Here is a 14,565-nt window from a genome sequence, read left to right as displayed (position 1 = left end):
TCATGAAAAACCTCAAGAGCCAGTACCTGCTGTTGATCCTCGGCTTTATCGCCCTGCCGTTCCTGATCGAGGCCATCCCCATGCTCGGCCCCACCTGGGTGCGCATCCTTGGCTTTGCCATGCTCTACGTGCTGCTGGCGTTGGGCCTGAACATCGTCATCGGTTACGCCGGGCTGCTCGACATGGGCTACATCGGCTTCTACGCCATTGGTGCCTACCTGTACGCACTGCTGGCCTCGCCGCACTTGCAAATGGCCGGCCTGATCGAGGTTGTGCTGGACTGGCCGGTGTGGGTGATCATCCCGCTGGCAGCCGTGGCCGCAGCCATTTGCGGCGTGTTGATCGGGGCGCCAGTGCTCAAGTTGCGCGGCGATTACCTGGCCATCGTCACCCTGGGGTTCGGCGAGATCATCCGCATTTTCATGAACAACCTGGACCAGCCGGTGAACCTCACCAATGGCCCCCAGGGCATCAGCGACATTGCCCCGCTGCACGTCGATTTCGGGCCATGGGCGCATGCGCCGGATGCCGGTGCGGCACCCGTGCTGTCGTTGCAGCAAAGCTGGAGCGTGTTCGGCCTGCAGGTTTCGCCGGTGATCAGCTACTACCTGTTCTTCCTGTTCATCGTCATCCTCTGCATCGTGCTGTCCAAGCGCCTGGAAGTGTCGCGCATCGGCCGTGCCTGGATGGCCCTGCGGGAAGACGAAGTGGCCGCCGAGGCCATGGGCCTGAACAAGCGCAACCTCAAGTTGCTGGCGTTCGCCATGGGCGCGACCTTTGGCGGGGTGTCTGGCGTGCTGTTCTCCAGCTATCAGGGCTTTGTCAGCCCCGAATCGTTCACCCTGATGGAATCGATCATGGTGCTGGCCATGGTAGTGCTCGGCGGCATGGGCTCGATCCGTGGCGTGGTGCTGGGGGCGCTGATCCTGTCGGTGATGCCCGAGCTGTTCCGCGACCTGGTCAACTGGATCCAGCCATGGGTGATGGACAACGTTACCTTCATCAGCCGCGACATCCTGCGCAACGTGCTGGATGCCTCGACCCTGCGCATGCTGGTGTTCGGCCTGGCGTTGATCCTGGTCATGCGTTTCCGGCCCGAAGGGCTGTGGCCGTCCGACCGCCGCCGTGCCGAGCTGCACGAGGGTGAAGTGGAAGCAGAGCCCGCGCCGGTCGTTGCAGTACCTCAACAGGCATCCTTCGAACTCCCGATCAAAGAGGCGGACAAGGCATGAGCGATATCCTTCTCGAACTGCATCAGGTCAGTAAATTCTTCGGTGGCCTGCAGGCACTGCACGGCATCGACCTGAGCATTCGCCGTGGCGAGATTCGGGGGCTGTTGGGCCCTAACGGTGCTGGCAAGACCACCCTGTTCAACGTACTTACCGGCCTGTACCGGGCCGAGAAGGGCCATGTGATGTTCGACGGCTTGCCGCTGCGCATCAGCAAGCCGCACAAGGTGGTGGAGGCGGGTATTTCCCGTACCTTCCAGAACATCCGCCTGTTCCACAACATGACCGCCCTGGAGAACGTGATGATTGGCCGCCATGTGCGTACCCGCAGCGGTGTGTTCGGCGCCATCCTGCGTACCCCGGCCTGCGTGCGTGAAGAGCGCGAAATCCGCCAGGCCGCCCGTTACTGGCTGAATTACGTGGGCATCGGCCACCTGGCCGGCGAGTTGGCCAAGAGCCTGTCCTACGGCGACCAGCGTCGCCTGGAAATCGCCCGGGCACTGGCCACCGAACCCAAGCTGATTGCACTCGACGAGCCGGCTGCAGGCATGAACGCTTCGGAAACCGAAGGCCTGCGCCAACTGATGTGCAAGATGCAGGCGGATGGCAAAACCGTGTTGTTGATCGAGCACGACGTGAAACTGGTGATGGGCCTGTGCGACCACATCACCGTACTTGAATTCGGTCGCAAGATCGCCGACGGCTTGCCGGCCGACGTGCGCAAGGATCCACGCGTGATCGAGGCTTATCTGGGTGCAGAGGCAGTGGCATGAAGAACATTCTGCAAGTGAGCGACCTGAGGGTCAGCTATGGCGCCATCCAGGCCATCAAGGGCATCGACCTGAGGGTGGGCGAGGGTGAGATGGTGGCGCTGATCGGCGCCAACGGCGCGGGCAAGACCACCACCTTGAAAACGCTGGCCGGGCTACTGAAGCCGAGTGCCGGCAGTATCACCTTCGATGGCAAGGCGCATGCGGCGATCAAGGGCCACGACCTGATCCGCGAAGGGCTGGCGCTGGTGCCGGAGGGGCGGGGGATCTTTCCCAAGCTGACGGTGTACGAAAACCTCGAAATGGGCGCCTTCAGCCGGCGCGACGGCAAGGACGCCATCGCTGCCGACATCGAGCGCATGTACGGCATCTTCCCGCGCCTGAAGGAGCGTGCCTTCCAGCTGGCCGGCACCCTGTCGGGTGGCGAGCAGCAGATGTTGGCGATTTCCCGGGCATTGATGGGGCGGCCCAAGCTGCTGTTGCTGGACGAGCCGTCCATGGGGTTGGCGCCGATCATCGTGCAGAAGATTTTCGAAACCATCGTCGAGGTGGTCAAGGGTGGGGTGACGTTGCTGCTGGTGGAGCAGAACGCCCGGCTGGCGCTGCAAACCTGCCAGCGCGCCTACGTGATTGATGGTGGGCGCATCAGCCTGGAAGGCTGCGCCAAGACCCTGCTGCATGACGACCAGGTGAAGAAGGCCTACCTGGGCGAATGATTCACTCACAATGACAAGCCAGTCTGTCCTGGGGTTGAACGTTTGTATCGCCGGCCGCTTCGCGGGCACGCCTGCGAAGAGGCCGGTAAGCCCATGCCTGATTTTCGCCCTGGCGAGGCACCCCAAAATGCTTAAATGTGTGGCGCGCTGTGAGCCGTCACTCCTCCCGCGAACTCAGGCTTCAGATGCCCCTGCTCATCCAGCAGATAAGCATCCATCACCTCCCGCACCACCGGCCCTGCCACCCGGCCTCCCGCCTCACCGTTCTCGATCATCACCGCCACCACCACACTCGGGTGGTCGGCCGGTGCAAAGCCGACAAACAGGGCGTTGTCACGGTGCCGCTCCAGGGTCTTGTTGCGGTTGTAACGTTCGCCCTGCTTGATCGCTACCACCTGCGCGGTACCACTCTTGCCGGCAATCCGGTATTGCGCCCCAGCTGCCGCCGCACGGGCGATGCCGCGCGGGTCGTGCATGACCATCTGCATGCCCTGGCTGACCTGGTCCCAGGCATGTTTATCGTGCAGCACGATGTTGGGCATCGGGTTAGGATCGACTGGCGCATCGCCGCCCACGGTCATCGCCAGGTGCGGGCGGTGCCATACCCCTTTGCTCGCCAGCAGGCTGGTGGCCTGGGCCAGTTGTAGCGGGGTGACCTGCATGTAGCCCTGGCCAATGCCCAGGATCAGCGTTTCGCCCGGGAACCATGCCTGGCGGCGCGTGGCACGCTTCCACTCGGCCGACGGCATCAGCCCGGAGGCTTCCTCGAACATGTCCAGTGATACCTTCTGGCCCAGCCCGAACTCGGCCATGTAGTCGTGCAGGCGGTCGATGCCCAGCTTGTGCGCCAGGTCGTAGAAGTAAGTGTCGTTGGAGCGCATGATGGCGGTGTACATGTCCACCCAGCCGTCGCCGCTGCGGTTCCAGTTGCGGTACTTGTGGTCGTAGTTGGGCAGTTCGTAGTAGCCCGGGTCGAACACCCGGCTGCCCGGGGTGATCACGCCGCTGTCGAGGCCTGCGATGGCTACCTCCGGCTTCACCGTCGAGCCTGGGGCATACAGTCCGCGCAGCACGCGGTTGAACAGCGGGCGGTCGATGGAGTCGCGCAGTTCGGCGTACTGCTTGAAGCTGATGCCTTTTACGAACAGGTTGGGGTCGAAGCTGGGGTTGCTGACCATCGCCAGTACATCGCCATTGGCCGGGTCCAGCACCACCACCGAGCCGCGGCGGTCGCCCAGCGCTTTTTCTGCGGCGATCTGCAGGTGGGCGTCCAGGGTCAGGACGATGTCCTGGCCAGGGGTCGGGGCCTTGTGGTTGAGCACGCGCATCACCCGGCCCTGGGCGTTGGTCTCGACCTCTTCGTAGCCCACGTGGCCGTGCAGTTGGCTTTCGTAGAAGTGTTCGATGCCGGTCTTGCCGATCGATTGGGTGCCTCGGTACTCGGTACTGTCGAGGACCTTGGCTTCTTTCTCGTTGATACGCCCCACATAGCCTACCGAATGGGCGAAATGTTCGGCCAGCGGGTACTCGCGGATGAACTGCGGCTCCACCTCAAGGCCTGGCAGGCGGAACTGGTTCACGGCCACCAGGGCGATCTGCTCTTCGCTCAAGCCCACCATCAAGGTTACGGGCTCGAACGGTTTGCGACCCCGGCGCAGGTCCCTGTCGAACTGCTTGCGGTCGTCCTCGGTCAGGCCCAGTACCTGGGTCAGGGCATCGAGCACCTTGGCCGTATCGCCACCGGCCCGCTCGCGCGTCATGGTCAGGTCGAAGCTGGGTTTGTTGTCAGCCAGTACCACGCCGTTTCGGTCGTAGATCAGCCCGCGTTCGGGGGCGATGGGCAGTACGTGTACGCGGTTGTTTTCCGACACGGCGGTCTGCTGGTCGTGCTGCAGCACCTGCAATACGTACAGCCGTCCCACCAGAACGGCACACAGGCTGAACACCAGGGCGGCGCAGGCCAGAAGCCGGCGGTTGACCAGGTGCTTTTCCTTTTCGTGGTCCTTGAGGGGGATGGGCTGTGGCATCGGGGCTCTTCTTTCTACGGGTATCGCGTTGGCTGTGCGGGCGCGCGAACGGGCGGGGGATGCTACGCAACACGCCCCGCCGCCTCAAGGTGAGTGGCGCCCATCAGAAAGCGGGTAGGGGCTGTGTGCCCCGTGATCAGGGCGCTGGCGCACATCATGAAGATTTGTTCATGGCTAACCCTTGGTGATAAGGATTGAGGTCGATTTTGGTGTATTTATGGATCCATAAATAAAATTTGTGCGATAAACGAACACGAAATCTTTTTCGGTATAAATATGTAAGCTGCTGAAATTAATTAATAAAATTGATTTTTTGTCGTTTTATTTCTTTGTTCACCGCGTTACACCCTGAGCCTCCACCGCTGAAGTGATTGTTTGTGGATCCACTATCCGGTTGATTAGCGCCTGACAACGGCCGGATCCCTCCAGCCGTATGCGACAACAATTACAAAAAGGGTCCAGTCATGACTGGTTTTCCAGGGCTACGGAACCGGCAGGTGACCTTGTGAATGCCGATCTCAAGCAACGCCTGGACAACGACCCGATGGGCCGCTTCAGTGCCTGGCCATTGGTATTTGCATCATTCTCAACATGATCGATGGCTTCGACGTGCTGGTGATGGCCTCGCGCAGTGGCCACACGCTGTACCTGGGGTTGCAGAAGGTCAGTGGCGACAGCCAGTGGATGTCGGTGTACGGCAGCAGTGGCAAGGAGTGGGAGCGCGATACCGAAGTGAACTACACCTTCCAGAGCGGGGCGTTGAAAAACCTCAACATCCGGCTGAATAACGCGACCAACCGGCGTAGCTTCAACAGTGATTTCGACCAGACCCGCCTGATCGTCAGCTATCCGCTGTCGCTATAAAAGCTTGCACCGCGCCGCCTTGAAGGCACTGGGGCTGCGCAGCAGCCCCAATGATACGCCGCACTGTCTCTGGTATTGCCCGAACAAGCCAACAGCACCTCCCCGCCTTACGCTAAGATGCCCGCTCATGTCCCTGGAAGTCGCCCGGATGAGCAAGCCTGGTCAAATGGTGCTGGTCGCGTTGCGCAAGATGATCGCCTCGGGCGAGCTTGCAGCTGGCGAGCGCTTGATGGAAGTCCCCACCGCTGAACTGTTCGGCGTGTCACGCATGCCGGTGCGTATGGCGTTTCGCACCCTTGAGCAGGAAGGCCTGCTGGTGCGTTTTGGCGGTCGGGGTTTTCAGGTGCGCTCGGTCAGTGCCGATGACATCGCCGGCGCAGTCGAGGTACGCGGCGTACTGGAAGGCCTGGCTGCCCGCCAGGCTGCGGAACGTGGCCTGTCAGCCCAGGCCCGCGAAGCGCTGCAACGCTGCCTGGTCGAAGGCGACCAGTTGTTCGACAAGGGCTTCGTTACCGAAGAAGACCTGCAGGCCTACCACGACCTCAACATGCGCTTTCACCAGGTCATCATCGAAGCCAGCCACAACCCGGCCATCGCCGATGCCCTGGCGCGCAACGATCACCTGCCGTTTGCCTCCGTCACAGCGCTGGCCGTGGACCGCCACGACCTGGCCCGCGAATACCGGCGCTTCAACTTCGCGCACATGCAACACCACGCGGCGTTCGATGCCTTGGTCAATCGCCAGGGTGCCCGCGCCGAAGCCATTATGCGCGAGCACGCCAACGCCACCTTGCGCTACGCCGAAACCTTCGGCGGGGCAACGGTGGAAGAGGGCATGAAGGTGATTCTGCCCTCGTCGTAGGCCGGCTCAGATGTCCAGCACCAGCAGAGGTGTTTTCGAGCGCGAGCAGCAGGGCGTGAACTGATCGTTCAGCGCTTGCTCTTCTTCGGTGAGGAACATGTCGCGATGGTCTGGCGTGCCTTGCAGCACGCGCGTCAGGCAGGTGCCGCAAATGCCCTGTTCGCACGACATCGCAATCTCGATGCCGTGCTGCTCCAGCACCTGCACCACTGTCTGGTTGGCGGGTACCTCGAACACCTGGCCGGTGCTGCCGACCTGTACCGAGAAACTGCCGTCGTTGCTGGCATCCACCGGCGCTGCGGCAAAATATTCCCGATGCAGGCACGCCTCCTGCCAACCCAGGCCCCTGGCGCTGTCCAGCACATGCTGCATGAAACCACCCGGCCCACACACATACAGGTGTACATCCGGCTGCGGGTTATCCAGCACCCGGGCAATGTCCAGTGCCGTTTCCGGCTGCTCATCAAAATGCACGAACAGGCGGTCGGCGAAAGGCGCTTTACGAATGCGTTCAACAAAGGCGGCACGCTCACTCGAGCGGGCGCAGTAGTGCAGTTCGAAATCCCCACCGCTTTGCGCCAGCTGCTCGGCCATGCACAGGATCGGGGTAATCCCGATGCCTCCCGCAAACAGCACACTGCGCCGCGCCCCTTCCGCGAGCGGGAACAGGTTGCGGGGTTCGCTGATGCGCAGGCTTGCGCCGGCCTGTACCTGCTCGTGCAGGCGGCGTGAACCACCCCGCGAGGCCGGGTCGTTGAGCACACCGATCAGGTAGCGGTGGCGCTCTTCGGGGTGGTTGCACAAGGAATACTGGCGCACCAGCCCATCGGGCAAATGCACATCTATGTGCGAGCCAGCGCTGAACGCGGGCAGCAGGCTGCCATCCGCCGCTGCCAGCTCGAAGCTGCAAATGCCCTGCGCTTCATCGTTGCGGGAAACCACTACGGCATCGATCATCTTGGCTTCTCCTCAGGCAGGGGTAGCGCTGGTGGCAATCAGTTGTGGTTGCGGCATGCGCTCTTTGGCAATCAGCCGCTCCAGGATCTTGCGCGACTGCACGCCACCGGCATCGATGTTCAGCTTCAGCAGGTTGCGTTCCGGGTAGGCCAACAGGTTCTGTTGCTGCCGCTCCAGCATCTCCAGGTCTTCGCTGAAGATCTTGCCCTGGCCTTCCCGGATGTTATCGGTCAGGGCATGGTCCTGCGCCGCGAAATTGCGCGCCATGCCCCAGAAGTACCAGATCGAGGTGTCGCTCTCTGGCGTGATGAAGTCCACCACGATGCTCGACGCCTTGTGCTGCGCATCCGCGTGATAGCCCCCTTTGCCGGCATGCGCTACGCCTACTTCAATCAGCACATGGCTGGGCGGGGTGAAGCGGCAGATCTGCCAGCGGTCCACGGGTACATCGTCTGCCAGCCCGTTGCCACGTAGGGCCATGCGCCAGAAGGGCGGCGCCATGATGTTTTCCATGTGCCGGGCGGTGACCACTTCGTTGCCGGTGACGGTGGTGACGGGCGGCGCCTCGTCGATTTCCTTCTGGCCGATGCTGGAGGCGTGCACGTAGGTTTCGTGGGTGAGGTCCATCAGGTTGTCGATCATCAGGCGGTAGTCGCAACCGATATGGAACAGCCCACCGCCATAGGCCCACTCTTCATTGACGGCCCAATCCAGGTGCGGGATCAGCGCCGGGTCGGCCAACGCCTGGTCGCCGGGCCAGACCCAGATGAAGCCGTAGCGCTCGACGGCGGCGAAGGTTTTGTTGCAGGGAAAGCCCCGTACCCGCTGGCCCGGCATCGACACGGTCTTGCCATCGCAGCCCATCACCAGGCCGTGGTAACCACACACCAGGTTGCCGTTTTCAACGTAACCCAGCGACAACGGCGCACCACGGTGCGGGCAGAAGTCCTCGACGGCGGCCACGCGGTTTTCCTGGGCGCGGTAGAACACGATCTTCTCGCCGCAGATCTGCCGGCCCAAGGGTTTGGTGGCGATTTCGTCTGGGGTGCAGGCTACGTACCAGGTGTTTTTGGGGTACATGAAGGAGGCTCTCCGGGTTTTGTTTTTATTTAATGGATCCATTAGAGCCAGTGGTGCTATCCATGGTCAACAGTAAATAAGGCGTTTAATGATATTATGTGCGATTATCGGATTTTGTATGGATCCATTGTGCGTGTCACGATGCTTTCCCTGTAGGAGCGGGTTCACCCGCGAACACCGGCGTAGCCGGTGCCATGCACCGCGTTGCCTCTTCGCGCATAGTCGCGTACCGCTATTCGGGTGGTGGCGCTGGCGGATCAGCCCGGCTTCGTTGTAGTCCCAGCGGGTGCGGCGGTGCAGGGCGTCGGTGTAGCTGAGCAGGCGGCCTTCGGCGTCGTGCTCGAAGCGATCTTCGGTCTTGTCGGGGTAGACCAGGCGGCTGAGGTGACCGGCGTTGTAGTGGTACTCGGTGGCTTCCCCGGCGCATTGACGGTTTTGCTCAGTTGGCCGAGCGCGTCGTACTTCAACAGCGTGGTCTTGCCCGAGCAGTCGGTATAGCTGGCCAGCTGGCCGTCGCGGGTGTAGCTGAGGGTTTTCTCGCCGCCGTTGGCGTCGAGGATGGCGGTGGGCAGGTTGTCGCGGTTGTAGGTGTACCGGGTTTTGTTCTCCAGCGGGTCGAGGGTTTCGAGAAGTTTGATGCGACGATCAAGATGTAGCTCAATCGAACTTCATTTCGATACTGCGTCGACCCGCAGAAATGTAAATTTTTAAAGAGCTGTTAAATCTGTTAGGTGTAGATGGTTATGCTTTTGGGGTGAGCGGTTAGTGTTATATGGTTTGATAATTTCCTGGTCGTGTTTTTGTGAGTGCGGGATGTGGTAGATGTTCTAAGCGTTTTTGCCTATGTGGTACTCGTGGTGATGAATGAATAAAGTTTCCTGGTTTTTCAAGAAGGTCTGAGGAAGTGACTCGGCTGCGGAGCATCGACTGATGCTCCGATCAGAGAATGATAGAAATATGTTTGTAGGTTTTATGTGTATAATTATTTCGTTTGCTGGCTTTCTATAGTTCTGGTGCGTTGCAGAAGATCAGATCACCATGGTCGTTTTCAGCTATCATCCACTTTAATTGTTTGTTGACTATGTAGTATTCAAAATATCTACAGTCGTCAAGTACTGATGGTATACAGTTAAGTGGCAAGCTAAAGAGAAACTTTTCTTCGTTGTCTTCATCTGCTATCAGCCATACATCTTCCTCCTGGTTAGGTGCTAGCTCACATAGGTGAAGGTATCCAGTGTTGTCATTATAAGTTTGTATTTTAGGTTTTGAAATTAACGATGCCCACCATGCTCGAGGGTTTCCTTTGATGAAAACTGATTGTATTTTTGATAGGATTTCTTTCTTTTGTATAGGCTCTGTGCGTGCAAGCTCTTGCTTGTCTAGCGCTTGAAGTATTTCTTGAATGAGTGTTAACGAATCCGAATTCATGGTGACCTCACTTTTCGTCTGCGCGATGAGGATGTTGCGGACCAGGATATGTGATGTTTCCTCTGTCGCCACAACCGCATTTGCTTCGTTTACCGGCTGTTTGCCAGCCAACGTGCGGCTTGTCATGCCCGCTCTTTGGATCCATGTCAGCATGAGGGGCGTCATATGCAACCTTACTACCTCCTGGTCCCTTGAACTCAACCACTGTGCCTGTAGTAGTGTCGATTTTCGAAAATACAACCCGGTCGGGATCATCCATTCCCGCATTTTTAAATGCTTGTCGTCTTGCGGTATCAAAGTCTGCGGCATGGCTTAGTTTAGCAAGACCGAAAGGGTCAACCCATTGGGCAGGATTTTGGACGTAACCATATATGTTCAGTCCACCCAAAAAGCCGATCGGATCTTTGGCTATGAATCGTCCGATAACAGGGTCGTAGTACCGATACCGGTTGTAATGCAGCCCCGTCTCAACATCCCAGTACTGTCCCTGAAAGCGTAGCGGATTCCGTATCTCCGCCCACATCGCCTTTTCGCTGCGCTTTTCCTCCGCCAACCCCCAGGCCTTGTACGTCCCGCTCCAGGCTATCTCCCCATCCTCACCCGTCAGCTCCATCGGCGTGCCCAGGTGGTCACACTGGTACCAGGCCAGCGCACCAAACGGCTTCGGTTTCGGCTTATGCAACCACACCGGATCCTTGTCGATGTCATACGGAAACACATACACCGGCTGCGGTATCAGCTCGACCACGTGGTTGGACACCGCCTGTGCCACCGGCACAAAGGTCCCTGGTTCAAACACGTAATGGGTACTGTGGCCTTTTCCGTCCCGGTCCCGGCACTCAAACGCCAGCGTGTCGCCTTCCCACACGTACCAGGTGAATCCGCAGCCCAGTTCCTCATCGCGTTGCCGCCGCGCGTTCTGGTTCCACACCGGCCCGGCCTGGGGCCGGTCGCGGTATTTGGAGCGGGAGTATTTGTACAGCCGGCGCCCCAGCGCATCGTAGTCAAAGCTGGCAGTCAGGCGGTCATCTTCGTACCGCCGCAGGCGGTTGAAGAGGTCCCAGACAAAGTGGCCGCGCTTGCCGTTCTCGCTCCGCTCCAGCAGGTTGCCGCGTTCGTCGTAGCGGTACTGCGTGCCGCAATAGCTGCGCAACACGTTGTCGTTCAGCCGTCGCGGCGAGTGCGGATTGGGACCGGGCGGGGCCTGTGGGTCCAGCAGGTTGCTGGCCGGGTCGAAGGCGAACAGCTCTTGCTTGCGGCGGTTGCCTGCTTCCAGCAGGCGGCCGAGGGGGTCGTAGCGGTAGAAGGTATTGTCTCGCTGCAGGTCCTTGATGTGGGTGAGCTGGCCGCTGGCGTCGTATGCATAGTCGCGTACCGCGATTCGGGTGGTGGCCCCATGCCGGGCCAGGGTTTGCTGCTGCAACTGGCCGTTAGGCGTCCAGCGCTGGCGTTGAATCAGGCCGTTGCCTTGCTCCCGGCCGATTTCCCGGTGCAGGTCGTCGCGCTGGTAGCTGAGCAGTTCGCGGTCGTCGAGCTTGAGGCTGAGCAGGTGGCCGCTGCCATAGGTCAGCCAGCTGACGCGGTGGCCGTCGGGGCGGGTGGTGGCGATGCGCAGGTTGAGGGCGTCGTACTCGTGGGTGAAGACCGCGACCGTTGGTTGCTTCGCGTACTTGAAGTGCTGGTGCTCGCGGGTGTTGTTGCCGGCCTTGTCGTAGAACCATTGCAGTTTGCAGGCCTGGTTTTCGGCGATCAGCAGGTTGCCATTGCCGTCGTAGGCGAAGGTTTCGACCTCCCACACCTTGCCGCCACGGGCACCGGCCCGGCGTTCCACCAGGCGGCCCATGGCATCGTAGGCGAAGCGGGTGATGCGGTCGCCGTCGAGGCGGCGGGTGGGCTGGTTGTCGCGGTTGTAGGTGTACTGGGTCTTGTGCTCCAGCGGATCGAGGGTTTAGAAAAGTTTGATGCAATGATCAAGACAACGCTTAGGCGAATTTTGTCTCGACAATCCGTCGACCCACTGAATCGTAAGTTTTTAAAGAGCTGTTAAGTTTTCAGAGTTTGGATGTCTGATCACTCGGCGTGAGTTAGTGTTGAGCGTTTTTTGTTAGTGCGAATAGTTGCAAAGGTTAAGAGTTGTGCAAGGATTAAGATCAGGTGTCGCGATTTTGGTTGAATATCTGGCTTATTGTTTTTGGATTTCCCAAGGCGATTGCGCCTCCTGCTAGATCATCAAATTCTCCAGTAGGTAGTATCAGAATGTTCTTGCTGTGCTCGCTTTTGGGTAGTAATTCAGATGGGTATCTATAGCCCCTATATTTCCAGCCATTCGCAAGAAGATTTTCTATCGATTTTTTATCGCGTGACATTAGCAGGTGAAATTTTGGCCTGAGCTTTAATATGTGTGCAATTTTTGAAAAATCAGGGTTGAGAATTTTTAAGGAACCAAAAAACTGTATGTTATTGCCTTCGCGTAATTGAAACTCCTCGGATCGTATTCCCTCCGGGAGGCTGATTCCATTTTTTTTAAGGCCTTTCCAAAGTCCATAGTATTCAATTATTCTGTTCGATTCCACCATGCCTCCGTTACTAATTAATAACCAAGCTTCGTATTTTGGGTGTGACTCAGTTATGCGATCATACAGCTTTTTCATGGCGGTGGCGTGAGCTAATGTTAAGGGTGTTGGATGGTGAAGTGAAAGCACTCCTGATAAAGCAGGGCTGGTGTGCTTTTGGTTTATCTTTAAATTAAATACTTCGTTTTCAATGAAAACATTTTTGGCTATTTCAAATTCTTTGTCAGTAGTCATAGTGGCCATTGTTCTCATCGTTGAAGTGAGGTCCACGGTTTTGTGAGTTATTCTTGCCAAAATAGTGACCGCCTGCGTCATCCCTAATTTTTACTGTCACGTCTTCCCCAGCAGAGTTTCGTCTGTCGAACTCATAATTTTTTCCTGCTTGTACATTTCCGCGTTTGTCGATGTTTTCTGAAGTTCTGCTAGGACATGTGCAGACCGGGATGTCGCTGTTACGTTTTGCTTCTCGAAATGCACCACGGCGTCCTGCTCCTGGAGGTGTCAAATTCGGAGGGCGCTTGCCGGTCAGGCCAAGTGGGTCGGTCCATTCGATAGGGTTGAGTGCATAAGCATAAACGTTCAGCCCATCCTCGAATCCAATTGGATCCTTCCCTATAAACCGTCCGATCTGCGGGTCGTAGTACCGATACCGGTTGTAATGCAGCCCCGTCTCAACATCGAAATATTGCCCCTGAAAGCGTAGCGGATTCCGGATATCGGCCCACATCGCCTTTTCGCTGCGCTTTTCCTCCGCCAACCCCCAGGCCTTGTACGTCCCGCTCCAGGCAATCTCCCTATCCTCACCCGTCAGCTCCATCGGCGTGCCCAGGTGGTCACACTGGTACCAGGCCAGCGCACCAAACGGCTTCGGTTTCGGCTTATGCAACCACACCGGATCCTTGTCGATGTCATACGGAAACACATACACCGGCTGCGGTATCAGCTCGACCACGTGGTTGGACACCGCCTGTGCCACCGGCACAAAGGTCCCTGGTTCAAACACGTAATGGGTACTGTGGCCTTTTCCGTCCCGGTCCCGGCACTCAAACGCCAGCGTGTCGCCTTCCCACACGTACCAGGTGAATCCGCAGCCCAGTTCCTCATCGCGTTGCCGCCGCGCGTTCTGGTTCCACACCGGCCCGGCCTGGGGCCGGTCGCGGTATTTGGAGCGGGAGTATTTGTACAGCCGGCGCCCCAGCGCATCGTAGTCAAAGCTGGCAGTCAGGCGGTCATCTTCGTACCGCCGCAGGCGGTTGAAGAGGTCCCAGACAAAGTGGCCGCGCTTGCCGTTCTCGCTCCGCTCCAGCAGGTTGCCGCGTTCGTCGTAGCGGTACTGCGTGCCGCAATAGCTGCGCAACACGTTGTCGTTCAGCCGTCGCGGCGAGTGCGGATTGGGACCGGGCGGGGCCTGTGGGTCCAGCAGGTTGCTGGCCGGGTCGAAGGCGAACAGCTCTTGCTTGCGGCGGTTGCCTGCTTCCAGCAGGCGGCCGAGGGGGTCGTAGCGGTAGAAGGTATTGTCTCGCTGCAGGTCCTTGATGTGGGTGAGCTGGCCGCTGGCGTCGTATGCATAGTCGCGTACCGCGATTCGGGTGGTGGCCCCATGCCGGGCCAGGGTTTGCTGCTGCAACTGGCCGTTAGGCGTCCAGCGCTGGCGTTGAATCAGGCCGTTGCCTTGCTCCCGGCCGATTTCCCGGTGCAGGTCGTCGCGCTGGTAGCTGAGCAGTTCGCGGTCGTCGAGCTTGAGGCTGAGCAGGTGGCCGCTGCCATAGGTCAGCCAGCTGACGCGGTGGCCGTCGGGGCGGGTGGTGGCGATGCGCAGGTTGAGGGCGTCGTACTCGTGGGTGAAGACCGCGACCGTTGGTTGCTTCGCGTACTTGAAGTGCTGGTGCTCGCGGGTGTTGTTGCCGGCCTTGTCGTAGAACCATTGCAGTTTGCAGGCCTGGTTTTCGGCGATCAGCAGGTTGCCATTGCCGTCGTAGGCGAAGGTTTCGACCTCCCACACCTTGCCGCCACGGGCACCGGCCCGGCGTTCCACCAGGCGGCCCATGGCATCGTAGGC

General features: G+C 59.1%; 13 protein-coding genes and 2 pseudogenes. 5 read left to right on the top strand and 10 right to left on the bottom strand.

Annotation, left to right across the window (positions count from 1 at the left end):
• Nucleotides 1-2: 2 nt before the first annotated feature.
• From D8767_RS17625 to D8767_RS17615, 3 genes are read left to right on the top strand one after another with little or no spacing between them, the layout of a single operon-like run.
• Entirely contained in the window at nt 3-1,232 is a 1,230-nt protein-coding gene (locus D8767_RS17625) for a leucine/isoleucine/valine transporter permease subunit (RefSeq protein ID WP_016714591.1), read from the top strand.
• Complete coding sequence (locus D8767_RS17620) at nt 1,229-2,002, top strand: ABC transporter ATP-binding protein (protein ID WP_016714590.1); 774 nt, start codon at nt 1,229-1,231, stop codon at nt 2,000-2,002. The genes D8767_RS17625 and D8767_RS17620 overlap by 4 nt, the downstream gene beginning before the upstream one ends.
• Entirely contained in the window at nt 1,999-2,715 is a 717-nt protein-coding gene (locus D8767_RS17615; RefSeq protein WP_016714589.1) for an ABC transporter ATP-binding protein, read from the top strand. Before D8767_RS17620 ends, D8767_RS17615 begins: the two co-directional genes overlap by 4 nt.
• A 131-nt stretch (nt 2,716-2,846) precedes the next feature.
• On the opposite strand, the gene mrdA is transcribed toward D8767_RS17615, so the two are convergent.
• Nucleotides 2,847-4,742: a penicillin-binding protein 2 gene (gene mrdA, locus D8767_RS17610; RefSeq protein WP_016714588.1), complete on the bottom strand. Its 1,896-nt coding sequence runs from the start codon at nt 4,740-4,742 to the stop codon at nt 2,847-2,849.
• 636 nt (nt 4,743-5,378) lie between these two features.
• On the opposite strand from mrdA, the pseudogene D8767_RS17605 reads away from it, so the two are divergent.
• Nucleotides 5,379-5,606 (top strand): annotated as a pseudogene (locus D8767_RS17605) (OprD family outer membrane porin); the annotation flags it as partial.
• Between the two features lie 148 nt (nt 5,607-5,754).
• Complete coding sequence (locus D8767_RS17600; protein WP_016714586.1) at nt 5,755-6,468, top strand: GntR family transcriptional regulator; 714 nt, start codon at nt 5,755-5,757, stop codon at nt 6,466-6,468.
• A gap of 6 nt (nt 6,469-6,474) precedes the next feature.
• Here D8767_RS17600 and D8767_RS17595 read toward each other — a convergent pair whose 3' ends face one another.
• The 9 genes and pseudogenes from D8767_RS17595 to D8767_RS29275 form a co-directional block, all read right to left on the bottom strand.
• The gene (locus D8767_RS17595; RefSeq protein ID WP_016714585.1) at nt 6,475-7,425 is read right to left on the bottom strand and encodes a PDR/VanB family oxidoreductase; all 951 of its coding nucleotides are present in this window, start codon (nt 7,423-7,425) and stop codon (nt 6,475-6,477) included.
• A 12-nt stretch (nt 7,426-7,437) separates the two neighbouring features.
• A complete protein-coding gene (locus D8767_RS17590; protein WP_016714584.1) occupies nt 7,438-8,505 on the bottom strand; it encodes an aromatic ring-hydroxylating dioxygenase subunit alpha in 1,068 nt (355 codons plus the stop codon).
• Between the two features lie 66 nt (nt 8,506-8,571).
• Nucleotides 8,572-8,805 (bottom strand): hypothetical protein, encoded by a 234-nt coding sequence (locus D8767_RS28970; RefSeq protein WP_230852969.1) that lies wholly within the window; start codon nt 8,803-8,805, stop codon nt 8,572-8,574.
• Entirely contained in the window at nt 8,763-9,011 is a 249-nt protein-coding gene (locus D8767_RS29695) for a hypothetical protein (protein WP_371058838.1), read from the bottom strand. Before D8767_RS29695 ends, D8767_RS28970 begins: the two co-directional genes overlap by 43 nt.
• Nucleotides 9,012-9,507: 496 nt before the next feature.
• Entirely contained in the window at nt 9,508-9,933 is a 426-nt protein-coding gene (locus D8767_RS28800; protein ID WP_141745091.1) for a DUF6756 family protein, read from the bottom strand.
• A 7-nt stretch (nt 9,934-9,940) separates the two neighbouring features.
• Entirely contained in the window at nt 9,941-11,776 is a 1,836-nt protein-coding gene (locus tag D8767_RS17575) for a polymorphic toxin type 47 domain-containing protein (RefSeq protein ID WP_121757641.1), read from the bottom strand.
• Between the two features lie 18 nt (nt 11,777-11,794).
• Nucleotides 11,795-11,869 (bottom strand): annotated as a pseudogene (locus tag D8767_RS29690) (hypothetical protein); the annotation flags it as partial.
• Between the two features lie 214 nt (nt 11,870-12,083).
• On the bottom strand, nt 12,084-12,749 hold the full coding sequence (locus D8767_RS28795; RefSeq protein ID WP_162998266.1) for a hypothetical protein: 666 nt from the start codon (nt 12,747-12,749) through the stop codon (nt 12,084-12,086).
• On the bottom strand, nt 12,730-14,553 hold the full coding sequence (locus tag D8767_RS29275; protein ID WP_372237805.1) for an RHS repeat-associated core domain-containing protein: 1,824 nt from the start codon (nt 14,551-14,553) through the stop codon (nt 12,730-12,732). Before D8767_RS29275 ends, D8767_RS28795 begins: the two co-directional genes overlap by 20 nt.
• Between the last annotated feature and the right edge of the window lie 12 nt (nt 14,554-14,565).

Source organism: Pseudomonas sp. LTGT-11-2Z (assembly GCF_003691445.1).
Taxonomy (GTDB): Bacteria; Pseudomonadota; Gammaproteobacteria; order Pseudomonadales; family Pseudomonadaceae; genus Aquipseudomonas; species Aquipseudomonas monteilii.
The sequence above is the reverse complement of the archived record's forward strand: the minus strand, read 5'-3'. Positions and strand labels throughout refer to the sequence as shown.